At 62.9% G+C, this 22,579-nt stretch carries 20 protein-coding genes; 6 read left to right on the plus strand and 14 right to left on the minus strand.

The annotated features are described in order from the left end of the window. Positions 1-72 precede the first annotated feature (72 nt). Both ACZ5IL_RS06425 and lpxK read left to right on the plus strand, forming a co-directional pair. Positions 73-1,401 carry a 3-deoxy-D-manno-octulosonic acid transferase gene (locus ACZ5IL_RS06425; protein ID WP_464595848.1) on the plus strand — a complete coding sequence of 443 codons (1,329 nt, stop codon included), beginning with the start codon at positions 73-75 and terminating at the stop codon, positions 1,399-1,401. Beyond that, positions 1,394-2,401, plus strand: a complete 1,008-nt coding sequence (lpxK, locus tag ACZ5IL_RS06430; RefSeq protein ID WP_464595849.1) for a tetraacyldisaccharide 4'-kinase — start codon at positions 1,394-1,396, stop codon at positions 2,399-2,401. Before ACZ5IL_RS06425 ends, lpxK begins: the two co-directional genes overlap by 8 nt. Before the next feature lie 100 nt (positions 2,402-2,501). On the opposite strand, the gene ACZ5IL_RS06435 is transcribed toward lpxK, so the two are convergent. Together ACZ5IL_RS06435 and xseA are read right to left on the minus strand one after the other, a co-directional pair. Next, complete coding sequence (locus tag ACZ5IL_RS06435) at positions 2,502-2,729, minus strand: DUF2093 domain-containing protein (protein ID WP_079447577.1); 228 nt, start codon at positions 2,727-2,729, stop codon at positions 2,502-2,504. Positions 2,730-2,870: 141 nt separating this feature from the next. Then, positions 2,871-4,493 (minus strand): exodeoxyribonuclease VII large subunit, encoded by a 1,623-nt coding sequence (gene xseA, locus ACZ5IL_RS06440; RefSeq protein ID WP_464595851.1) that lies wholly within the window; start codon positions 4,491-4,493, stop codon positions 2,871-2,873. Positions 4,494-4,574: 81 nt separating this feature from the next. On the opposite strand from xseA, the gene purD reads away from it, so the two are divergent. Then, positions 4,575-5,852, plus strand: coding sequence for a phosphoribosylamine--glycine ligase (purD, locus tag ACZ5IL_RS06445; protein ID WP_464595852.1), 1,278 nt, complete (start codon positions 4,575-4,577; stop codon positions 5,850-5,852). Positions 5,853-5,865: 13 nt separating this feature from the next. Here purD and ACZ5IL_RS06450 read toward each other — a convergent pair whose 3' ends face one another. Further along, a complete protein-coding gene (locus ACZ5IL_RS06450; RefSeq protein ID WP_464595854.1) occupies positions 5,866-6,312 on the minus strand; it encodes a nucleoside deaminase in 447 nt (148 codons plus the stop codon). A gap of 76 nt (positions 6,313-6,388) precedes the next feature. On the opposite strand from ACZ5IL_RS06450, the gene ACZ5IL_RS06455 reads away from it, so the two are divergent. Continuing rightward, positions 6,389-8,527, plus strand: a complete 2,139-nt coding sequence (locus tag ACZ5IL_RS06455; protein ID WP_464595855.1) for a pseudouridine synthase — start codon at positions 6,389-6,391, stop codon at positions 8,525-8,527. A 3-nt stretch (positions 8,528-8,530) separates the two neighbouring features. Beyond that, entirely contained in the window at positions 8,531-9,085 is a 555-nt protein-coding gene (gene rsmD / locus ACZ5IL_RS06460; protein WP_464595856.1) for a 16S rRNA (guanine(966)-N(2))-methyltransferase RsmD, read from the plus strand. Positions 9,086-9,145: 60 nt separating this feature from the next. Here rsmD and mutL read toward each other — a convergent pair whose 3' ends face one another. From mutL to ACZ5IL_RS06510, 10 genes are all read right to left on the minus strand, one after another. Beyond that, entirely contained in the window at positions 9,146-10,957 is a 1,812-nt protein-coding gene (gene mutL / locus ACZ5IL_RS06465) for a DNA mismatch repair endonuclease MutL (RefSeq protein WP_464595857.1), read from the minus strand. A gap of 274 nt (positions 10,958-11,231) precedes the next feature. Continuing rightward, positions 11,232-11,651: an alternative ribosome rescue aminoacyl-tRNA hydrolase ArfB gene (arfB, locus tag ACZ5IL_RS06470; protein ID WP_464596853.1), complete on the minus strand. Its 420-nt coding sequence runs from the start codon at positions 11,649-11,651 to the stop codon at positions 11,232-11,234. 79 nt (positions 11,652-11,730) lie between these two features. Beyond that, entirely contained in the window at positions 11,731-13,125 is a 1,395-nt protein-coding gene (locus tag ACZ5IL_RS06475; protein WP_464595859.1) for a M16 family metallopeptidase, read from the minus strand. Next, the gene (locus ACZ5IL_RS06480) at positions 13,122-14,516 is read right to left on the minus strand and encodes a M16 family metallopeptidase (protein WP_464595861.1); all 1,395 of its coding nucleotides are present in this window, start codon (positions 14,514-14,516) and stop codon (positions 13,122-13,124) included. Before ACZ5IL_RS06480 ends, ACZ5IL_RS06475 begins: the two co-directional genes overlap by 4 nt. Positions 14,517-14,972: 456 nt before the next feature. Then, complete coding sequence (locus tag ACZ5IL_RS06485) at positions 14,973-15,707, minus strand: hypothetical protein (protein ID WP_464595862.1); 735 nt, start codon at positions 15,705-15,707, stop codon at positions 14,973-14,975. 78 nt (positions 15,708-15,785) lie between these two features. Continuing rightward, entirely contained in the window at positions 15,786-16,283 is a 498-nt protein-coding gene (gene lspA, locus ACZ5IL_RS06490) for a signal peptidase II (protein WP_464595863.1), read from the minus strand. Beyond that, positions 16,280-19,291, minus strand: coding sequence for an isoleucine--tRNA ligase (gene ileS / locus ACZ5IL_RS06495; RefSeq protein ID WP_464595865.1), 3,012 nt, complete (start codon positions 19,289-19,291; stop codon positions 16,280-16,282). The genes lspA and ileS overlap by 4 nt, the downstream gene beginning before the upstream one ends. Before the next feature lie 174 nt (positions 19,292-19,465). Then, positions 19,466-20,002, minus strand: a complete 537-nt coding sequence (locus tag ACZ5IL_RS06500; RefSeq protein WP_464595866.1) for a sugar O-acetyltransferase — start codon at positions 20,000-20,002, stop codon at positions 19,466-19,468. Positions 20,003-20,019: 17 nt separating this feature from the next. Further along, a complete protein-coding gene (locus tag ACZ5IL_RS06505) occupies positions 20,020-21,003 on the minus strand; it encodes a bifunctional riboflavin kinase/FAD synthetase (protein WP_464596854.1) in 984 nt (327 codons plus the stop codon). A 57-nt stretch (positions 21,004-21,060) separates the two neighbouring features. Further along, complete coding sequence (locus ACZ5IL_RS06510) at positions 21,061-21,231, minus strand: hypothetical protein (protein WP_464595868.1); 171 nt, start codon at positions 21,229-21,231, stop codon at positions 21,061-21,063. A gap of 26 nt (positions 21,232-21,257) precedes the next feature. On the opposite strand from ACZ5IL_RS06510, the gene ACZ5IL_RS06515 reads away from it, so the two are divergent. After that, on the plus strand, positions 21,258-21,653 hold the full coding sequence (locus tag ACZ5IL_RS06515; RefSeq protein WP_425906049.1) for a response regulator: 396 nt from the start codon (positions 21,258-21,260) through the stop codon (positions 21,651-21,653). Positions 21,654-21,722: 69 nt separating this feature from the next. Here the strand turns inward: ACZ5IL_RS06515 and ACZ5IL_RS06520 are convergent, their stop codons facing one another. Then, positions 21,723-22,577 (minus strand): TIGR01459 family HAD-type hydrolase, encoded by an 855-nt coding sequence (locus ACZ5IL_RS06520; protein WP_464595870.1) that lies wholly within the window; start codon positions 22,575-22,577, stop codon positions 21,723-21,725. Positions 22,578-22,579 lie beyond the last annotated feature (2 nt).

Consider the following 22,579-nt stretch of genomic DNA (forward strand, 5'->3'; position numbering starts at 1 on the left):
TCGAAAGCGGTACTAGAATCATAAAGTTGCTGGTACCCTTTGCTTTCCGAGGTTCGTTAAGGGGGTGTTGTGATGTCTCACGAACTTCGGAAAGCTGGTACCAGCCCGATGCCGGCGACGCTGCGCTTCTATCGCAGGCTGTCCGCCGCTGCCGGGCCGCTGACGCCCATTCTTCTGAAACGGCGTTTGAAACAGGGCAAGGAAGACCCGGCGCGCATCAATGAGCGTCGTGGCATCGCCCGACAGCCCCGCCCCGCAGGCCCGCTGGTCTGGATCCACGGGGCCAGCGTTGGCGAAGTGCTGGCGGCAGCGGCGTTGATTGAGCGGCTACGCGCGCTCGGAATGGGCATTTTGGTCACGTCGGGCACGGTCACGTCGGCGGCCGTCGCCGCGAAGCGGTTCCCGCCGGATATCATTCACCAGTATATCCCCTACGACTCGCCCCGCTTCGTGGAGCGTTTTCTCGATCACTGGCAACCCGGCCTTGCGCTCTTTGTCGAATCGGACTTGTGGCCCAATCTGATTCTGGCTGGTGCGAGGCGCCATATACCGATTGTGCTGATCAACGGGCGGATGTCGCGCCGCTCGTTCCCGCGCTGGCGGCGTGCGTCCCGAACAATCGCGGCGCTGTTGAGTCGGTTCGATATCTGCTTGGTCCAGTCCGAAATCGACGCGGAGCGCTTCACAACACTCGGGGGGCGCAACGTCGTCATCACCGGCAATCTCAAGCTCGACGTACAGGCACCGCCGGCCGACGAGGCCAAGCTGGAGCGACTGCTGTTCGTCACCCGCGGCCGTCCGGTGGTGGTGGCGGCTTCGACCCATCCGGGCGAGGAAGAGATGCTGCTCAACGCGCATCGAAACTTGGCCAATCATTTTCCATCGCTGCTGACGGTGATCGTTCCACGCCACCCGGATCGGGGCGAGGCCATCGCCCGAATGGTGGTGGCGTCCGGTGCGCAAGGGACGCGGCGCTCGCTGGAGCAATTGCCGACGGCGAGAACGGACATCTATATCGCCGATACCATCGGCGAACTGGGATTGTTCTACCGGCTGGCGCCAATCGTTTTCATGGGGGGGTCGCTGGTGCCGCATGGCGGACAGAATCCGATTGAGGCCGTCAAGCTCAATGCATCCATCGTGCATGGGCCGCACGTCTTCAACTTCCCAGATGTTTATTACGCGCTCGACCGCGCGGGTGGCGCATGGCGGGTTGACGACGGCGATGCGCTGACGAAGCAGTTTGGCTACCTTCTCAACGATTCCGCGGCCCGCGATGCGGCGGCGGCCGCCGCGGCTCAGGTGGTGGAAAGGCTCGGCGGGGCACTGGATCGCACGCTGACCGCGCTCGAGCCGTATCTTCTGCAGTTGCAATTTGAACGACGGGCGGCCGATGCGTGAGCCGGCCTTTTGGCACAGGCAATCATCATTGCTTTCGCGGTTGCTCATGCCCGTTGGCGCGCTTTACGGCGCGATCGCCGCGCGGCGGCTCACACGGACGGGTCTGCGCGCGGGGGTGCCGGTGATCTGTGTCGGAAACTATCATGTCGGCGGCGCGGGCAAGACGCCGACCGTGATGGCGTTGACTGGCATTCTCCGCTCGCTCGGTGAAACGCCGGTGGTGCTCAGCCGCGGCTATGGCGGACGGCTGCGCGGCCCGGTGCGCGTCGATCCGCACCGGCACGCGGCTGCCGATGTCGGCGATGAGCCGTTGATGATGGCACGGACGATCCCTGTGATCGTGTCACGGCAACGGAGGGCGGGCGTCGCGCCGGCCCGCGCGCTGGCGGCCAGCGTGATCTTGATGGACGATGGCTTTCAGAACCCGGCGCTCGCGAAGGATATCTCGCTGATCGTGATCGATGGGGATCGCGGCCTCGGTAACGGCCAGGTTTTTCCGGCCGGACCGTTGCGGGTACCGCTGCCGCCCCAACTGGCCCGCACCGATGCGCTGGTGATCGTCGGCATTGGTGTCGCCGCAGACGAAGTTGCAGCACGTGTGAAGGCGCGGGGAGGACCTGTATTTCGGGCACGGGTTGTCCCGGATGACGCTTCGGTTGCGGCCCTTTGCGGCAGACGTGTCCTAGCCTTTGCTGGAATCGGCGATCCCTCGCGGTTCTTCCGCAGTCTGCGGGACTGCGGCATCGATGTGGTGGCAGAGCGCGCATTCGCGGACCATTATCCGTTTTCGCAACGCGACGTGGCCGAGCTACAAGCCGCTGGCGAGCAGGATAGTTTAACGTTGGTGACGACGGAAAAAGATCTGGCGCGGCTGCGCAATAGTGAAAGTCTGGCCCCGTTCGCGCAGACAGTCGTGCCCTTCGCAGTCAGGCTAGCCTTTGACGATGAACCGGTGTTGCGGTCGTTCCTGACCGACAGGCTCAACCTTGCGCGGCGATAGAGCGTTTTCGAGCGAAGTGAATACCGGTTTGCGTGAAGAAAACGCGTCGAACGCAAATTATAGAGACCGCTTCTGATTCCATCAGAAGCGGGTTCTAGAGTTATGAGGACGTCTTGAATGCGCCCGGGTAATGGCGCTGCAAGACTGCGCTCGGGAGAGCGTAGGCTTCCTGCAAGTCGACGCTCCAGTATTTCAGCTCGTCGAGTGGAATGCGAGCGTCGGTGACAGCGCAACGGACGTAGGTTCCCGGCGAAATCACCCGGAAATCGCCATCGAGATACTGCACACGCGCTTCGCTCTGACTGGATTGACCAAATTTATTCAGCACTGCTTCTCTCCAGGATCACAATAATTCATTGCCATCCGGCCGCCTTTCGAAGTTAGGTCTCATCAGTAGCATATTGGACCATGCGGCAACATACACCAGCCTGCTGCCGGCGCTCACGCTTCAATTTGGCGAATGATCCTTTTAGAAAAGATTTCCTTGATCGGCAGGCTTGGTCGCGCGCCTGCCGGATGCCGGTTTGGGCTGGCTCTTGGGGCTCGACCCTGGACTGGATGATGTCGCTGCGGTTCGATCGGCGTCGGAGGTTGCGTTCACCTGTCCGTCAGCGAATTCCAGCGTGAGTCGTGCGCCGGAACCGACCGCCGCTGCGGACCGCAGGGCACGTCCGGCGTCGTCGCGAACCAGTGCGAAGCCCCGCGTGAGCACGCCCCGATAGGAGACCGCCGCCAGCAACTTGGCCGAATGCGTCATGCGTGTCTCATGCCGCTGTAGCAAGGTGACGACCGCCCGTCTCGCGCGCTCGAAAAGCCGCCGGGTGCGCTCGTCGTCGCGCGTGATCCGATCGCGCTGCGCTTGGGCGTTGGCGAATCTCGATGCCCTGAGCCGGACGGCCAGTCCCGCAAAGCGGTCGCGGCGGTGACGCAGCCCGACCTGCGTGCAGTGTGAGAGTCTCGCGCCGGTTGCGGCGACGGATTGTTTTGCGTGGGCGACCTGAGCGCGCAGCACGCGCAGCGTGAGTCCGCCAGAAATCCGCGTGAAGTGGCGATGATGCACGTGCGTGCTTGCGCGCAAGGCGCGCGGTAGCGCTGCCGCGGCGCTGTCAACCTTCTGGCGGGGAATGGCGAGCAGCTCGCTCGCCCCTGGTAGCGCGCGGGCGGCGGAGCGCAATTCGGTGCGCCGGTCGTCGTGACCTCGTTTCCACGCGACGAGGGCGCGGGCCGCGAGGCTAGAGACTTCGACCACCAGATCGGACCGGACCGGCACGGCCATTTCGGCGGCCGCGGTCGGTGTCGGCGCCCGCTGATCGGCGGCGAAGTCGATCAGCGTCACGTCGGTCTCGTGACCCACCGCCGAGATCAGCGGGATCATGCTGCCGGCTGCGGCGCGGACCACGATTTCCTCGTTGAACGACCAGAGATCTTCGAGCGAGCCGCCGCCGCGCGCGACGATCAGGAGATCGGGGCGCGGGATGTGTCCGCCGTCCGGCAGCGCATTGAATCCGTCGATGGCGGCGGCAATCTGTTCCGCCGAGCCTTCACCCTGCACCCGCACCGGCCATACCAGCACGCGGCGAGGAAAACGATCCTCCAGTCGGTGCAGGATGTCGCGGATCACTGCGCCGGTTGGGGAGGTCACCACGCCAATGACCTCAGGCAGCCAGGGAAGCAGCTGCTTGCGGGCTTCATCGAATAGTCCTTCCGCCGCGAGCTTCTTCTTGCGCTCCTCCATCAGCGCCATCAGCGCGCCGATTCCGGCAGGCTCGATCGCCTCGATCACGATCTGGTATTTCGACGAGCCTGGATAGGTGGTCAGCTTGCCGGTGGCGATGACTTCTAGACCCTCCTGCGGCTTGAACCGCATTCGGCCGTGGACACCTTTCCAGATCACCGCCTCGATCTTGGCGCTTTCGTCCTTCAGCGCGAAATAGCAATGGCCCGAAGCGTGCGGCCCGCGAAAGCCGGATATCTCACCGCGAACCCGCACATGGCCGTAGGTGTCCTCCACGGTGCGTTTCAGCGCCGAGGACAACTCGGAGACGGTATATTCCGGCGAGTTCGCCAAAAGCTGTGCTGGGTTTGCGGGCATCAGGCTCACTTCTGTTGCTCGTCCGCATTACCATGCTAAACCGCTTCGAAACCACACGAAAGGCTGGATCGGCGGTCGTTCATGAACATTCTTCTGCTTGGTTCCGGCGGCCGCGAACATGCGCTGGCCTGGAAAATCGCCGGTTCGCCGCTGCTGACGAAACTCTGGTGCGCGCCGGGGAATGCCGGGATCGCGCGCGAGGCCGAATGCGTGGTGCTCGATATCGCAGACCATGCCGCGGTGATCGCGTTCTGCAAAACCAACAAGGTTGATCTGGTGGTGGTCGGTCCGGAAGCGCCGCTCGCTGCAGGTATTGTCGACGATCTCGCGACTGCGGGCATCAAGGCGTTCGGCCCCTGCAAAGCCGCCGCGCAGCTCGAAAGCTCGAAGGGCTTCACCAAGGATATCTGCAACGCCAACAGCATTCCGACAGCGGCCTATGGACGCTTCAACGATGCCGCGGCGGCGAAGAGCTATATCCACGCGCAGGGCGCACCGGTCGTCATCAAGGCCGACGGGCTTGCAGCCGGCAAGGGTGTCGTGGTTGCGACGACGCTGGACGAGGCGCTGGCGGCGGTCGACATGATGTTCGAGGGCGGCTTCGGCGACGCCGGCGCCCAGATCGTGGTCGAGGAGTTCCTGCGTGGCGAGGAGGCTTCGTTCTTCGCGCTGTGCGACGGCGAACACGCGCTGGCGCTGGCGACGGCGCAGGACCACAAGCGTGCGTTCGATGGCGACCAAGGGCCGAACACCGGCGGGATGGGCGCTTATTCGCCGGCGCCCGTGATGACCACCGAGATGTGCCGTCGCACCATGGATGAGATCATCGTTCCAACATTGCGCGCCATGCGGGAAAAAGGCGCGCCCTTCAAGGGCGTGCTGTTTGCCGGCCTGATGATCACGGAACAGGGACCGAAACTGATCGAGTACAACGTCCGTTTCGGCGATCCGGAATGTCAGGTGCTGATGCTGCGGATGATGTCGGACATCGTGCCGGCGCTATTCGCGGTCTGTGACGGACAGTTGAAGCATTTCGATCTGCGCTGGTTTCCCGATCCGGCATTGACGGTGGTGATGGCGGCGAAGGGTTATCCCGGCAATTACGCGAAGGGAACGCGCATTGAGGGACTCGACGATGCCGCCAAAGTTGAGGGCGTGGAGATTTTTCACGCGGGAACCAAGGAGGAGGGCGAGCACATTCTCGCGAGTGGCGGTCGCGTCCTGAACGTCTGCGCGTCAGGCAAGACCGTCGCGGAGGCGCAAGCCCATGCTTATGAGGCGGTCGATCGCATCAAATGGTCTGAGGGTTTCTGCCGCCGTGATATCGGCCTTCGGGCGGTGGCGCGGGAGAGGGGCTGATAGATGCGAATCTTTACCGCCGCGCCTTAAAGAAATCCCGCAGCAGCGCCGCCGCCTGGTTTTCGCCGACGGACGGATACACCTCCGGCCGATGATGGCAGGTCGGTGCGGCAAAGAATCGGACGCCGGACTCCACCGCGCCGCCTTTCGGGTCTCCTGCGCCGTAATAGAGCCGCCGAATCCGCGCGAACGAGATCGCCGCCGCGCACATCGTGCAGGGTTCCAGCGTCACATAGAGATCGCAGTCCGTCAGTCGTTCGCTGCCAAGAACCTGTGCGGCGGCCCGGAGGGCCAGAACTTCGGCATGGGCGGTGGGGTCGCGATCGATCAGGGTGCGGTTTCCTGCCGATGCAATGACTTCATTTCCCCGTACGATCACGCAGCCGATCGGCACTTCCCCTGCTTTGCCCGCCTTTTCGGCGGCTCCGAGCGCTATGTCCATGAAAGATGGTGCGGTCATGCCTCGTATCCCGCCGCGAACCCTGTTAAGAGGCGCTCTCACTCAGTCGGACCTTGTGCCCGTAGCGAGATCATTCATGCCCCGCGATAACGATAAAGACAATGCGCGCCCGCGCGGCCGGCGTGATCGGCCCTCCGGCGGCAAGGACAAGCCCAAGAGCCGATCCGGCGTGGCGCGAGGTCCGGAAAAGAAGCTCGCCAAGCGCGGCTTGGCTGGCAAGTCCGACAGAGGCGATGGTGACAAGCGGCCTTATGCCGGTAAATCCGATGGCGCGAAGCCTTCTGGCAAGAAGCCCTATGCCAGGAAGCCGTATGCGGGTGCGGGCAAACCCTACGCGGGCAAGCGTGAGGATGGCGAGACCGCGCGGCCTCGGTTCAATCGCGACGACGGCGGCGCGAAGCGTCCCTACACGCCGCGCGGGGATTCACCTCGCGGCGAGCGCTCAGCCTTCAAACGTGACGATCGCGCGCGTGACAGTGGCGACACACGTCCTGCAGGGCGTTTTGCCGATAAGAAATTTGGCGAGAAGCGTCCCTACACCCCACGCGGTGAGGGGTTTCGGAAAGACGGCGACCGTCCGCAGCGTGCGCGGCCGCAAGGTGATCGGCCTTATAGCGCGCGTCCGCCGCGCGAGGGTGGCGGCGAGAAGCGTCCGTATACGCCGCGCGGAGATCGCCCCTTCGGCGACAAGAAGTTTTCACGTGGGACACCCGACCGCGGCCCGCGTGGACCGCGCAAAGAGTTTGGCGATCGTGAGGGCCGCGACAGGGGCGACGAAAAGCCGTGGCAGAAGCGCGACGCTGGCCCGCGTGATGATCGCGGCGGCGCAGGGCGTCCACGATTTTCGAAACCACGCGAGGATCGCCCTGAGCGCGCTGCGGGTGCCGATCGCGGCCCCCGCAAGTTTGATCGTCCGCAAGGCGACCGTCCGCGTTATGATCGTCGCTCCGATGATCGTCCTCGCTTCGATCGCCCGCGGCAGGATCGTCCCGATGGCGACCGTCCTCGTGGTGCCCGCAATGCTTGGCAGGAGCGGCCACGCCGCGACGATGGCGAGGATCGTCCCCGTCGCAATGATCGCGACGATCGCCCGCGTCGTGACAATGAGGACGACAGCAAGGTTTTCGCAAAACGTCCGGCGTTCGGGGGACGCGGCGCCTATCGCGAACGCAAGCCCGACGACGAGCGGCGCGGCGCGCGACCCGAGCCGAAGCCGAAGAAGGCCGGCGAACGCATCGCCAAGGTGATCTCGCGCGTGGGTCTCGCCTCGCGCCGCGACGCCGAGGAGTGGGTCACGCAAGGTCGCGTCGCCGTCAACGGCCGCATCATCAATTCGCCAGCGCTTGATGTGACCTCGCGCGATGTCATCACGGTCGATGGCCAGCCGTTGCCGGAGCGCGAGCGCACGCGGCTGTTCCTGTATCACAAGCCGCGTGGCCTGATGACGACCCACGCCGATCCCGAAGGTCGGCCGACCGTATTCGACAACCTGCCCGAGGGTTTGCCGCGTCTGATCAGTGTTGGCCGGCTCGATTTCAACACCGAAGGACTGCTGCTGCTGACGAACGACGGCGGTCTGGCGCGCGCGTTGGAACTGCCCGACACCGGCTGGCTGCGGCGCTATCGTGTTCGCGCCCATGGTGAGGTGACGCAGGCTCAGCTTGATCAGTTGAAAAACGGCGTTGAGGTCGATGGCGTCAAGTATGGTTCAATCGACGCCACGCTGGAACGCGATCAGGGCGCCAACGTGTGGCTGACCTTTGCGATCCGCGAGGGCAAGAATCGTGAAGTGCGTAACGTGATGGCGCATCTCGGGCTTGAAGTGAACCGGCTGATCCGTATCTCCTACGGGCCGTTCCAGCTTGCCGAGATCGCGGAAGGTGAGGTCGAGGAGGTCAAGACCCGCGTGCTGCGCGAACAGCTTGGTGAGAAGATTGCCGCGCTCGCCAACGCGAATTTCGCGGGCGCGGCCGCCGAAGCCGACACCGAACCAAAGCTCGGCCGCGACGGTACACCGTTGCGCAGCAAGAAAGACAACAAGGCAAGAACCAAGCGCGCGGTGATCGCGGATCGCAAGGGCCGCAGCGTCGTGGTGCAACGGACCGGCAGCGATGAGGCGCGGGCGCGCAACGAAGCTGAGGCCAATGGCTACGGTCCGCCTCGCCGGCCGAAGCGTGGCTATCACGGCAAGCGCGATCTGACGCCGCGGGACTGATCGATGCGCGTCGTCGGCGGGCGGCTGAAAGGCCGCAATCTCGCATCGCCATCAACACAACAGATCCGGCCAACGGCCGATCGGCTGCGCGAGTCGCTGTTTAACATCCTCGTTCATGCCTATGACGATCCGGTCGCGGATGCGCGCGTGCTCGATCTGTTTGCGGGCACCGGTGCGCTCGGCATCGAAGCGGCGTCGCGAGGAGCGAAGTTCACGCTGTTCGTTGATAACGGCGCCGAGGCGCGCGCGCTGCTCCGCAACAACGTCGAGGCGCTCGGGCTCGGTGGCGTGACGAAGGTCTATCGCCGCGATGCGACCAATCTCGGGCCTGCGCATCCCCTCACACCGTTCTCGCTTGTGTTTCTCGATCCCCCGTACCGGATGCAGCTTGCCGACAAGGCGCTCGCCTCGCTGCGCGATGGTGGCTGGCTGACCGACAAGGCGCTGCTCGTTGTCGAGGAAGCCAAGGCCGCGGGCTTCGCAGCGCCAGAGGGATTCGAGCAACTCGAGCGGCGCGCCTATGACGACACGGAGTTCGTTTTTTTGCGGAGCACATGACTGTTGCCCGAAGCGCAGGCTTGGTCGGATGTGCAGTCCGCCCGCCGCATCGCTATATTCTTATCGCCGTCCGAAAAGCTTCTCGATATCGGCGAGCTTCAGCTCCACATAGGTCGGGCGGCCGTGGTTGCACTGACCTGAATTGGGCGTGGCCTCCATCTCGCGCAGCAGCGCGTTCATTTCCTCCGGCTTGAGGATTCGTCCAGCGCGCACCGAACCGTGACAGGCCATCGTGGCCGCGACATGCATCAGCCGCCGTTCAAGTGGAAGCGCCTCATCCCATTCCGCCATGTGTTCGGCGAGATCGCGCAGCAACGCGGCCGCATTGGTCTTGCCGAGCAGCGACGGCGTCTCGCGCACGGCAACCGCGCCGGGTCCGAAGGACTCGATGGCGAGCCCGAACTTTTTCAGCTCAGTTGCACGGTCGATAAGCTTTTCGACGGTTGCCTCATCCAGTTCGATGATATCGGGAATGAGAAGGATCTGTCGCTGCACGCCGTCCCGCTCCAGCGCTGCCTTCAGCCGCTCGTAAACGATGCGTTCGTGCGCGGCATGCTGGTCCACGACCATCAGGCCGTCGCGGGTTTGCGACACGATATAAGTTTCGTGAATCTGGGTGCGCGCCGCGCCGAGCGGCCGATCGATCAGATCAAGCGGAAGATGAGCGTCAAAGCGCACGTCCGCGCTGGGCGCGCCCACATCAAACGCGGTTTGGCCAGCCTCGGCGAAGGTGGTTGCAGGCGGTCCGCCCATCCATGGCCGCGCCCCGGCAGGCGAGGCAGGCGATTGCCGCCAATCCCAATCGGCAGGGCGCGGGGACGTCGCGGGACGAAAAGCCGTGAGCACCGCGCCGTCGCTGTTCGCGGCCGTGCGCCGTCCTTCGCGCGCCAGACCTTCCTTCAGCGCATGCACGATCAGCGCGCGCACCAGCCCGGCGTTTCGGAATCGCACTTCCGTCTTCGCGGGATGGACATTGGCGTCGACCTCTTGCGGGTCTGTTGTGACGAACAACGCCACCACCGGATGACGGTCGCGCGGCAGGTAATCGGAATAGGCCGCGCGCACCGCGCCCAGAATCAGCTTGTCACGCACCGGACGGCCGTTGACGAACAGATACTGGCCGAGCGCATTCGCGCGCGTCAGCGACGGCGCGGCAGCGAACCCCTCGACGAGCACGCCCTCGCGTTCGGCGCGCACCGCGATGGCGGCGGAACGGAAGTCTCCGCCGAGAATGTCGCCCAGTCGCGTCAATCGTCCAGCCGCTCCCGGCAGCGCCGCCGTCCAGGTCGCTGGCGCACGCCCTTCGCCTGCGAGGGTAAATCCGATATCAGGCCGCGCCATTGCCAGCCGCCGGACCACCTCGCGGATCGCCTCGGCTTCCGTCCGATCGGTCTTGAGGAATTTCAGCCGCGCGGGTGTGGCATAAAAGAGATCGGCGACTTCAACGCGCGTGCCTTGTGTCAGTGCGGCCGGCGTAATCGCGGATTTTCGTCCACCTTCGACGGTGAGCGACCACGCATGCGGCTCGCGGGCGTCGCGTGTGGTGATGCAGAGCCTGGCTACCGCTCCGATTGACGGCAGCGCCTCGCCGCGAAATCCCAGCGTGCGGATGCCCAACAGATCTTCGTCATCCAGTTTCGAAGTGGCATGGCGATTGACCGCAAGTGCGAGGTCGTCCTTCGCCATGCCGGCGCCGTCGTCGGTGACGCCGATCCGTCGCTTACCGCCGCCGTCGGTGAAGACGTCGATGCGGGCCGCGCCGGCGTCAATCGCGTTCTCAACCAACTCCTTGACGACGCTTGCCGGACGCTCGACCACTTCGCCCGCGGCGATGCGGTTGACGACAGTCTCAGGAAGCTGGCGGACGGGCATGGTGTGGCTCGGTTCTGGTTGCGAGCGAGTTTAGGCGTTCGCAGCGCCGATTGCATGGGGGCAAATCCGGATGTCCCGGGTTGATTGAGGGGCTGCGTTCGGAGCGCGGCGGTCGCGTGCAACGCGCGTTGCTTCGCTTCCGCCGCATGGGTCGGCGGTACGACTGCGCGGGGTTAGAGCGTTTTCGAGCGAAGTGGAATCCGGTTCGCGTGAAGAAAACGCGTCAATCAAAAAGCTAGAGTCTTTCACCGTTTCTGTGCAACGGTGAAAGACTCTAGTCCTCGGAAGACGTCCGTCCACGCCTCGCCTTCACATCGCCGCGGCGCTTCTTGCTCTCAAGCCGGCGTTGCTTCGAGCCGAGAGTTGGCTTGGTAGCGCGGCGCGGGGTCGGTCGAATCGCAGCCTGGCGCAGCAATTCGATCAGGCGGTCGGTGGCGTCCGCGCGGTTGCGCTCCTGGGTCCGAAAGCGCTGGGCATGGATCACGATCACGCCATCCTTGGTCAGACGCTGCCCGGCGAGCCGGACGAGCCGCGCGGCGATGTCTGGGTCGAGCGCCAAGCGGCGAGTGTCGTAGCGCAACTGCGCCGCAGTCGAGAGCTTGTTGACGTTTTGGCCGCCAGGGCCAGAAGCGCGAATGAAGCTGATCTCAACGTCGTTTTCGTCGATGGCGATATTGCGGGTGATCCGCAGCATGGTACTCACCTGGATTCGCCTGTCCGACGGCAGGAATCAGGCGGCGGCACCATACCCCGTTTGTTGCCTGCCTGCGCAGTCAATGCGCGGCGGGTTGAGGCGCGGGCTGAGCTGCAGTCGGCTGCGCCGCTGCGGGTTGCGCTTCCGTCTGAGGTGAGCGTCCCACGATCACGGTGAGAAGCCCCTGTCCCCACAGCCTCTTCGCGACTGCTCTCGCCTGGTCGAGGGTGACGGCATCGACGATGGAATTGCGCTTCTCAATGTAGTCGATCGGCAGATTATCCGTCTGATATTGCAACAGACCTGTAGCGAGCTTCGAAGAGGTATCGAGCTCCAGCATCTGCGATCCCTTCAGATAGGATTTGGCTTCGTCGAGCTCCTTCGGCGTCGGTCCGTTTTCGGCAAAGCGCTGGATTTCCTTGTTAACGGCCTCGATGCTCTCGCCGGCGCGGTCCGCGCGGGTCCCGGTGGTGCCCGCGAACAGCGCTGAATGGTCCATCCACAAAAGAGATTGCGAGATGGAATAGGCGAGGCCGCGCTTTTCGCGCACCGCGCGATACAGCCGCGACGACAGCGAGCCGCCGCCGAGAATGTGGTTATCAATGTAGGCGGCCATGAAATCGGGGTCGTGACGCATGACGCCGGGGCCTCCGAACATGACCACGGTTTGCGGCACGTCGAGCGGAACGAATGCACTTTGCGGCGGCTTCGCGGCGAGGATGTCAGGAACGGGTGTGAGATCGCCCTTCGCGGGTAGACCTCCGAAAGTTTGATCCAGCATCTTTGCAAGAGTCGCCGACTCGATGTCGCCCACCACCGCGATCTTCAACTTGTCTCTCGCCAGCACCCGCCGCACGTAATTTCTGAGATCGTCGGTCTTGATCGTTGGAATGCTTTCGAGCGTGCCGTGCGAGGGATGACCGTAGGGATGATCGCCGAATGCGAGCTTGGAAAAATTGAGGCCGGCAAGTGCATTCGGATTGGTTGAGTTGTGGCGCAGGTGGGACAGGACCTGCGCACCGATGCGCTCGACGTCATCAGCGTCAAAGCGCGGCGAGGTTAAAGCGAGCTGCAGCAGGCCAAATGCTTCGCCACTGTGTTCCTTGAGCATTCGCAACGAGCCGCGGAGCTCGTCGCGCTGGATCGTAAAGCTGAGCTCGATGGCGCGGCGATCGAGCTGTTCACGAAAGGTCTTGGAGGGGAGATCCCCGGCGCCCTCGTCGAGCAGGCTGGCGACCATGTGGCCGACGCCCGGTTTGTCGGGCGGGTCCTGCGCCGAGCCGCCAGAGAACGCATATTCCATTGCCACCAGAGGTACGGTGGCGTCCTGAACGAACCAGGCCTCGATACCTCCCGGCGTCACCAGATGCTGGATTTTCGTCCCGGCGAACGAGGGACCAGCAGCAAAGCAGATCCATGCGAAACATACGGTGGCGAGCAGGCTGCGCCCCGCTCCTGTCCGGGGGCGTCTCACGATCGTTTCTCCTCGTGCGCCGGCGTCGAGTCCTTGATGAGGTACCCGGTGACCGAGCGCGTTTTTACCAGCCACTTCTGCGCGACGTCCCGAACCTGCGCGGCGGTCACCGCACGGATGCGGTCCGGCCAGTTCCTGATCTCGTCGACGCTCAATCCAACGGTTATGCCCGTGCCGTACCAGCGTGCCAGTGTCGTTTGGCTATCTTGAGCGTAGACGGCCTGCGCGATCAACTGAGTCTTGACGCGCTCGAGATCCTCCGCGGGGATCGGGTTTTTGATGAGATTCTCGATTACGGTATCGATGGCCTGCTCGACCTTGGCAAAATCGGCACCCGGTTTCGGCGCCACCGCGATCGAGAACTGACCCGGATCGAGCGCGGTGCCCTGATAGGTCGCGTTGGTGGCGACAGCCAGCTGTTTGTCGACAACGAGCGCGCGGTAGAGATAGGCGTTGCTGCCGTCGCCGATCAATTGCGCAAGCACATCCAGCGCGGGACTTTCTCCCGCCGCAGCGGTGGTCACGGAGGGCACGAGGTAGTACCGCCGTAGCATCGGCTGCTCGACGCGCGCGTCCGCAAGCGTGACCGTCCGCGGCGCGACCGGCAGCGGCTCCTGCGGACGGATACGAGCGCTCGGAATAGCGGGCTGCGGCGGCACATGGCCAAACGTCTTTTCGATTTCAGGACGAATGTTCTGTGCGTCCACGTCGCCCGCGATCACCAGCGTTGCGTTGTTCGGGGCGTAAAATCGTTTGTAGAAGGCAAGCGCATCCTCGCGGGTGAGCTTCTCGATTTCATGACGCCAGCCGATCACGGGGCGGCCATACGGATGGTTGAGATACAGCGCGGCCATGATCTGTTCGGTGAGCCGCGCGTCCGGATTGTTGGCGACGCGCATGTTGTATTCCTCGAGCACGACGTCGCGCTCGGGCAGCACGTTTTCATCCTTCAGCACCAGGCCGGTCATGCGGTCGGCCTCGAACGCCATCATGGTCGCGAGTTGATCGCGGGTTACGCGCTGATAGTAGCCGGTGTAATCGAAGTTGGTGAAAGCATTCTCCTCGCCGCCGACGCGCAGCACGGTCTGGGAAAACTCGCCGGCCGGATATTTCGCGGTGCCCTTGAACATCAGATGCTCGAGGAAATGCGCGAGTCCCGATTTACCGGGCGTTTCGTCCGCCGAACCGACCTTGTACCAGATCATCTGAGTGACCACCGGCGTCCGGTGATCGGGAATGATGACGACCGCGAGCCCGTTGGCCAGGGTAAACGTGACGGGAGGTTGGGAGGTGACGGTCTGCGCCATTGCTGCCGGCACGGCCAGAAGGACCGCAAGGCACACCGCCAGTGCCGCGAAAGCGGGGATGGCCACTCGTCGCGCTGCCATCATGGCGCATCTCCGGCGATTTGTCTGAGGGATCACGTTATCGTCAGTCCTTTGCTGGAGCGTTTTACGAAGTGCATATGGTTGGCATGGAGAAACACGTCAAATCGAAAACGGAGATATCGCTTCAGATCCCATCAAAAGGGGACGCTTTGGTGGGAGGGAATTTGACATTAGCGCCCCACGAGCCGCGCGTCTTGGACGCGATATCGATTCAAACTCCACTGGCGACGTGCATTACGAGCGGTCCGTCGACTCTGACATTCGTGAGAAGGCTCGCTTAAACGAAATGCAATGTCAGGATCGGACGATGTCAGGATCGGACTACGGCAGCGAATGTAGTTATTCCGGTGGAGTGTCGTCCGCTCCTGCCTAACGCCGAAGACGGCCTGCATCATGTTCTGCGATCGGCAGGAAAACGTGGGCCGTCCGGTCGCGTGATCCGCTGCCGGCCGCGATCGGTTAGTAAGTCCGTTCTTTGCCGCTGTTGACGTCGATATAGGTGTTGCCGAGAGCTTCCTTGGGTCCTGTGCCGTAAGCGAAGTTCGGCGACGGAGTCTGATAGCCCACCGGCGGTTGCGTCAGTTTTTCACGATCAGGCTCGCCCGTGAACGGGGCAGTCTCCGTTTTGTTGCCGCCGAATAGATTGCTGAACTTGCTCGCGAAGCCAAGTTGCGTGGGGCTGAGTGATGGATTCACATTATCCGCCGTGCCCAAGTGACGCGTCTCAGCCTGTTGTGTGGCGGTGGCCGCCGAACCATTCGTCGCGAGCTTGCTCGGCAGAATCGAATGTCCGCCTTCCGATTGTCCGCCTTGCCAAGGCGATGGCTTGCGGTCCTTCTTGGCTGCTGCTGCTTCCCTGCGACGCTCAACGTCGGGATCCTTGGGCCAGTTCGGGTCCCCGGCTTCAGCCACGCCCGAGCCGGGCTGAGGCAATTCGGTGCTGGGTGGAATCACCAGCGGCGACCGCTCGCGATACTCGATGCTTGAGTTTTCCATATTGGTGGCGCCGAGGCCGTGCATGATTTTCGTGATGATTTTGTCTTCGAAGCTGGCGTTTTCATCGTCTTGGGCACGGGCCATGCCCGCCGACAGCACGATGGCAACGCCCGTGGCGACCGCGGCCAGACGAACGCCGCGCAGCAGTGTTGCCGTGGCCCCGAGCACGTCCCAACCGTTTCGTTCGGTGTTGCGCATCACGTTCATCCTGTTCAGCTTCTCAGCGGATCGCAGCAAAAGCCGCTATCACCCCGAGTAAGCCCTAATCGTCCGTGATCAGGGCGCTTTTGCGGCGGAAGTCCCGAGGAAAGAATCATACAACAGGGCTACCACCCCGACAACGATCGCCACATCGGCAAGGTTGAATACGTACCAGTTATAGGTTTTACCTGCGACCTGGACGTGGAACAGGGCGAAATCCACCACTGCGCCATAGGCGAAGCGGTCGATAGCGTTGCCGATAGCTCCGCCGATAATAAGGCCGAGGCCAATTGTCGCCATACGGGTATGCGACCGCGCCATCCAGACCGCCAGCAAGACCACTGCGACAGCCTTGATCGCGAGCAGGATTGCGGCAGCCGCCGGACTTTCGGTTTGGAACCAGCCATAGCTGATGCCGGTGTTCCAGGCCAGCACGAGGTCGAAGAACGGCGTGACGCTGACGGCGCCACGGCGGCCGATATCAAACGCAAACAGAAGCCAGAGCTTGGACGCCTGATCGGCAATCAGCGCCGCGATGGCCGCAACGATGCCGGAGCGAACTGCTGGCGTCACACAGTTACTCCCAGCACCTTCCATTCCCGCAGCGCCTGCGCGTCGCGTGGCGATACGTCGGGATACTCCCTGTCGCTGCCGACGGTCGGCAGGATCTTCCACGATCGGGCGCACTTGGCCCCGGCAGCTTTCTCGATCACCACGGCCACGCCGGGGACGCTCGGCAAACGGAACGCGTCGGCCGGGGCGTTACCCTCGCGCACTTCAAAATTTGAAGTGATGCAGACCTCTGCGAGATCGACGTCGAACAACACGCCAAGCATCGCGCGGTCGGCGACATAGACAATCGGCGAGGCTTCGAGCGAGGAGCCGATCCGCTTGGCGGCACGCTCAAGCTCCAGCGCGCCGGTGACGACGCTGCGCACCGCGCGGACGGTCTCCCATTTCGTAGCCAGGGCGTCGTCGCGAAAGTTGTCGAAGCTCCCCGGGAACAGCGTTAAATGCACCGACGGTTCTGCATCCGGCCGATAGAGCCGCCACGCCTCTTCGGTCGTGAACGAGAGCACCGGCGCCAGCCATTTCAGGATTGAATCGCAAAGTTTGTCGATCACGGTCAGCGCGGCCTTGCGCGCCGTCGATGACGGCGGTTCGCAATAAAGCGTATCCTTTCGGATATCGAAATAGAACGCCGACAGTTCGGTGTTCATGAAAGCCGCGAGACTTGCGACCACCGTCTTGTAGTCGAATTCCGCATAGGCCTTGCGCACCACGGCGCTCTGTTCTGCAAGCTGGTGCAGCATCAAGCGCTCAAGTTCGGGCATGTCGGAGATCGCAACCGCCTCGCCGCGATTGAAATGATGCAGCGTGCCGAGCATCCAGCGAATTGTGTTGCGCAGCTTGCGATAGGTCTCAATGGTGTTCTTGAGAATTTCCGGACCGATGCGCTGATCGTCGGCATAATCCGTTGCGCAGACCCACAGCCGCAGGATGTCGGCGCCGGAATCCTTGATGACTTTCTGAGGATCGACGGTGTTGCCGAGAGATTTCGACATCTTGCGGCCGTTCTCGTCGAGCGTGAAGCCGTGGGTTAGCACCACATCGTAAGGCGCGCGGCCGCGGGTGCCGCAGCTTTCCAAGAGCGATGAGTGAAACCAGCCGCGATGCTGGTCACTGCCTTCCAGATACATCACGGTATCCTGGCCGCCGTCGGCCTTGCGTTTGATGTCCTTCAGGCCGGGGAAGTGCAGGGGATCTTCCAGCACGAAAGCGTGGGTCGAGCCGGAGTCGAACCAGACGTCGAGAATGTCGTCGACCTTGCGCCAGTCCTCGTTGGCGCGCGATCCCAGAAAACGCTCGCGCGCGCCATCGGTGTACCAGGCGTCCGCGCCTTCCGTTTCGAAGGCGTTGGTGATGCGCTGGTTGACGGCGTCGTCGATCAGGATTTCGGCGGAGCCATCGCCCGTCTCGCGCACGAACACCGCGATCGGCACGCCCCATGCGCGCTGGCGCGAGATCACCCAGTCGGGACGGTTCGCGATCATGCCGGTGATGCGATTTTGCCCGGCTGGCGGTACCCATTGGGTGACGCTGATTGCTTGCAATGCGCGGGCGCGGAGGGTGTCGCCGTGCTTCGCCTTGCCGTTGTCGGCAATATCCCGGTCCATCGCGATGAACCACTGCGGCGTGTTGCGGAAGATCACCGGCTTCTTCGAGCGCCACGAATGCGGATATTGATGTTTTAAACGGCCACGGGCGAGCAGCATGCCGCGTTCGACCAGCGCCTTGATGACCGCTTCGTTGGCGTCGCCCTTGTTGCCCTTGTCGTCGATGACGCGCTTGCCTTCGAAACCCGGCGCCTGCGCGGTCAGCGCGCCGTTCTCGTCGACGGTATAAGGAATTGTCGAAATGATTCCGCGCGTCTCAAGCTCGCGCGCGTTGTGAGTCCAGATGTCGAAATCCTCGCGACCGTGGCCGGGCGCGGTGTGGACGAAGCCGGTGCCGGTATCGTCGGTGACGTGATCGCCTTCCAGCAGCGGCACGATGAATTCGTAGCCGCCGGAAAAGCTTTTCAGCGGATGCGCGCACTCCACCGCATCTAACGTGTCGGCGGGAATGTCGCGAATCTTCTCGAATGCGGTAACGCGCGCCTGCTTGAACACGTCCTCGGCAAGTTTGTCCGCGAGGATCAGAAGATCGCCGGTTTTCGCCCAGTTGTCGGCGGGGGCGTCGGTGACCTTGTAAAGACCATAGGCGATCTTGTTCGAGAAGCTGATGGCGCGGTTACCCGGCAGCGTCCACGGCGTCGTGGTCCAGATCACCACACTCGCCTGTGCCAGCGCGCCGTGCGCCGGCGAGGTCACCGGAAACTTCACCCACACCGTATCGCTGGTGTGGTCCTCATACTCGACCTCGGCTTCTGCCAGCGCCGTTTTTTCCACCACGCTCCACATCACCGGCTTGGAGCCGCGATAGAGTGTGCCATTAGCGGCGAACTTCATCAGTTCGCGCGCGATCTGCGCCTCGGCCGGATAGGTCATGGTGGCGTAGGGATGATCCCAGTCGCCGATGATGCCGAGACGCTTGAACTGCTGGCGCTGTTCGCTCAGCCAGTGTTCGGCATAGGCGCGGCATTCCTTGCGAAACGCCACCATCGCTGCGGGGTCTTTGAAGTTCGGCTTCGTCTTTCCCTTGGAGCGGTAGTTCTCTTCCTCGATCTTCCACTCGATCGGCAGGCCGTGACAATCCCATCCAGGCACGTAGTTGGAATCATGCCCCAGCATCTGCTGGCTCTTGGTCACGACGTCCTTGAGGATCTTGTTGAGCGCGTGGCCGATATGGATGTTGCCGTTGGCGTAGGGCGGGCCATCGTGCAGCACGAATTTGGCGCGGTCCTTTGCGGTCTTGCGGAGCTGTCCGTAAAGGTCAATGTCTTTCCAGCGCGCCAGGATCTCCGGCTCGCGTTGCGGCAATCCCGCACGCATCGGAAATTCCGTCTGCGGCAAAAAGAGGGTTTTGGCGTAATCGGGGGCGTCGGCTTTTGCGGCGGATTTCTGCGACTTGTCGGACATATGGCTAGGCTTCTGGCTTTGGCTGAATGGCGCGGAAAGTGGGGTGGTCCCGGTCTTGCGCCGAGCGAAGCTCAGGCGAAAGCCGGGCCGCTAATGCTTGGAATGGTGCGCCGCGCAAACATGGGAATGTCCATAGCAGTCAGCCGAGGGAATGGCAAAGCGCTGGGTCGTGATTCAACTTCCGCTCCGGAGACGACGCGCAGGATTTCCCGCCACCGTAACGCCTGCTGCGACATCCCGCGTCACCACGCTGCCGGCGCCTATGACCGCTCCGTCGCCGATAGCGACGCCTGGAAGGATGATCGCGCCTCCGCCGATCCAGACATCGGAGCCAATTCGAACAGGCCTGCCGAACTCGAGCCCTTCGTGTCTTGTCTGAGCGTCACGGGGATGGTCGGCGGCATAAATCTGGGTCGCTGGACCGATCTGGGTGCGGTCACCGACCGTGACATGGACCACGTCGAGGATAACGCAGTTGAAATTGAGAAATACGCCGTCGCCCAGAAAGATATTATAGCCGAAATCGCAGGAGAACGGAGGCCGGATCACGACGCCTGCGCCGACGCGGCCAAGGTGCTGCGTGAGCATTGCGTAGCGTTGGGTTTCCGGAAGCCCCATCGCCGCGTTATAGCGCGCGAGCCATACGCTGTTCGCATCTTGCTCGGCCTGTATCTCCGGGTCGCCGGGGCGATACAGTTCGCCCGCAAGCATCTTCTGTTTTTCGGTCTTCAGCCGATCTCTCCCAGCTTCGGAAATGCATCAGGCGCGGCGGCGAGCTGGGTTTTGGCACGGATGGCGTCATCGTCCATTTGACGAACCAGTGCCTCGACACCATCAAACTTCAGTTCGTCGCGGATGAAGCCGATGAAGGCGACGTCCAGTATGGTCCCGTAGAGGTCGCCCTGGAAGTCGAACACGAATACCTCGAGCAGTGGCGCGCCATTGTCGAATGTCGGACGGCGGCCGAAGCTCGCGACGCCGTCCAAGCGGTGGAGATCCTTTCCCTTGCTGCGGCCGACGCGCACGGCATAGATACCATGTTTGAGGCCGCAATCCTGATCGAGGCGGATGTTGGCGGTGGGATAGCCGAGGCTGCGACCTCGCTTCTCGCCGTGGATCACCTCGCCGGTCACGAACCATGGCCCATCGAGCATCGCGGTGGCGTCCGCGATCCGGCCTTCCGTAAGCGCCATGCGGACGGCGCTGGACGAGACCGCGCGTTCGTCGATGTCGACAGGAGGCTGCACGTCCACCTCGATCCCGAGGTGCGGGGCTTCGCTAACAAGCAGGCTCGGCGATCCCACCCGGCCCTTGCCGAAACGGAAGTCGTATCCGACGGCGATGCCGCTGACTCCAAGGCGTTCGATCAGATCATGGTGAATGAAATCTTGCGCTGTCGTGCCGGCCCGCGCGGCGTCGAAGGTCATGACCACGGCGCCGTCGAGACCTGTGCCCGCCAAAAGCCGCAGCTTGTTGGTTTCGTCGGTCAGGCGAAACTGCGAGGCATTCGGACTGAAGAACTTCCGCGGGTGTGGCTCGAAGGTCACCGCGAAGGCAGGCTTTCCGCGGGAGCGGGCCATTTCGAACGCAGCCGCGATGACCGCGCGGTGGCCGAGGTGCACCCCATCGAAATTTCCCATTGCCACCACTCCTCCTTTAGGAATAGCGGCAGCGGGAGCGATATCGCGGATAATCGTGAATCCCGAGGCCATTATCGCGTTCATTGAAGGGTTTCAGTGGCGGACCGTGACGTTGCGGCCGGATCGAAGTCAAGTCGGCTTGGCGTCCGACGGCACCTTTCGGCGGCCGGTTAACGCGCTGTTTAAGGGCTGGTGGTAATCATGCAACTCTACCCGCGAGGCGAGTGACCGGCGGAAAATACCGGTATTTGCTTCGAGGATGGTCCGCTTCAGCGGGCCTTTGGCGATTTCGGCGCACATAGAAAATCTGACGCAGGGGGCTCGAGATGGCGGTTGATTTGGCGATGTCTGTTCTGGTGGTGGATGATTACAACACCATGATCCGCATCATCCGGAATCTGCTCAAGCAGCTTGGTTTTGAGAATATCGACGACGCCAGCGACGGTTCGGCGGCGCTGAACAAGATGCGCACCAAGAAGTACGGTCTCGTGATCTCCGACTGGAACATGGAGCCGATGACCGGCTACGACCTGCTCAAGGAAGTCCGTGCCGATGCCAATCTTGCGATGACGCCGTTTATCATGATCACGGCCGAGTCCAAGACCGAGAACGTCATCGCCGCCAAAAAGGCCGGTGTGAACAACTACATCGTCAAACCGTTCAACGCCGCGACGCTGAAGAACAAGATCGAAGCGGTATTTCCCGACAACGTCCCGGCGTAGCGTTTCCGGCGAGCCCAGGTTTGCGATCAGAATACGTGCGACGCAACGGCTTCGCCGCGTCCTGTTCGTCTACCATCTCAGCTCGCGCATCAGCGCCAGAGGCGGATGGCCGAATAGTTCCTTGACCGAGGCCGGATCGAGCTGGTCGATGCCGGCGAATTGCTCGGAATGGATGCCGCGCGTCAGAAACAGCAGGTCGATGCCGAAGGCGTGCGCACCCATGAGGTCGGTGCGTACGGAATCGCCAATGGCCAGCACCCGGTTTAACGGCGTGTCTTTGCCGCGCTGCTCGCGCGCCAAGGCCATGGCGCGCTCGTAGATCGGCCGGTGCGGTTTGCCGTAGAAGACCACCTCGCCACCGAGTTCGCGATAAAGTTCTGCGATGGCGCCGGCGCAATAAAGCAGCCGGTCGCCGCTTTGAACGACAATATCGGGATTGGCGCAGATCAGCGGCAGCTTGCGCTCGCGCGCTTGCATCATAAGGGCACGATAGTCCTCCGCGGTTTCGGTCTCGTCGTCGAAGGGGCCGGTACAGACGATGTAATCAGCGTGCTCGATCGGCGCGAATACCGGATCGAGGCCTTGGTGGATCGCGCTGTCGCGCTCAGGCCCCAGCCAGAAAATCGCCTTGGCCGGATGCTCTGCGATGAAGTTGCGCGTTAGGTCGCCGGAGGAAGCAATGCCATCGTAAGCATCGTCCGGAACTCCGAACTTGCGCAACTGCCGCTGCACTGCGTCGGCCGGGCGCGGCGCATTGGTGATGAAAATGACGGTGCCGCCCCGGCTGCGGAACGTTTTCAGCGCGGAGCAGGCCTCCGAAAACGACATGACACCGTTGTGGACGACGCCCCAGACGTCGCAGAGCACGACATCCCTTTCGGCGGCGGGTTCGCGCAGATGATCGATAAAACGAAGGGCAGTCATTC

Source organism: Nitrobacter sp. CN101 (assembly GCF_055390255.1).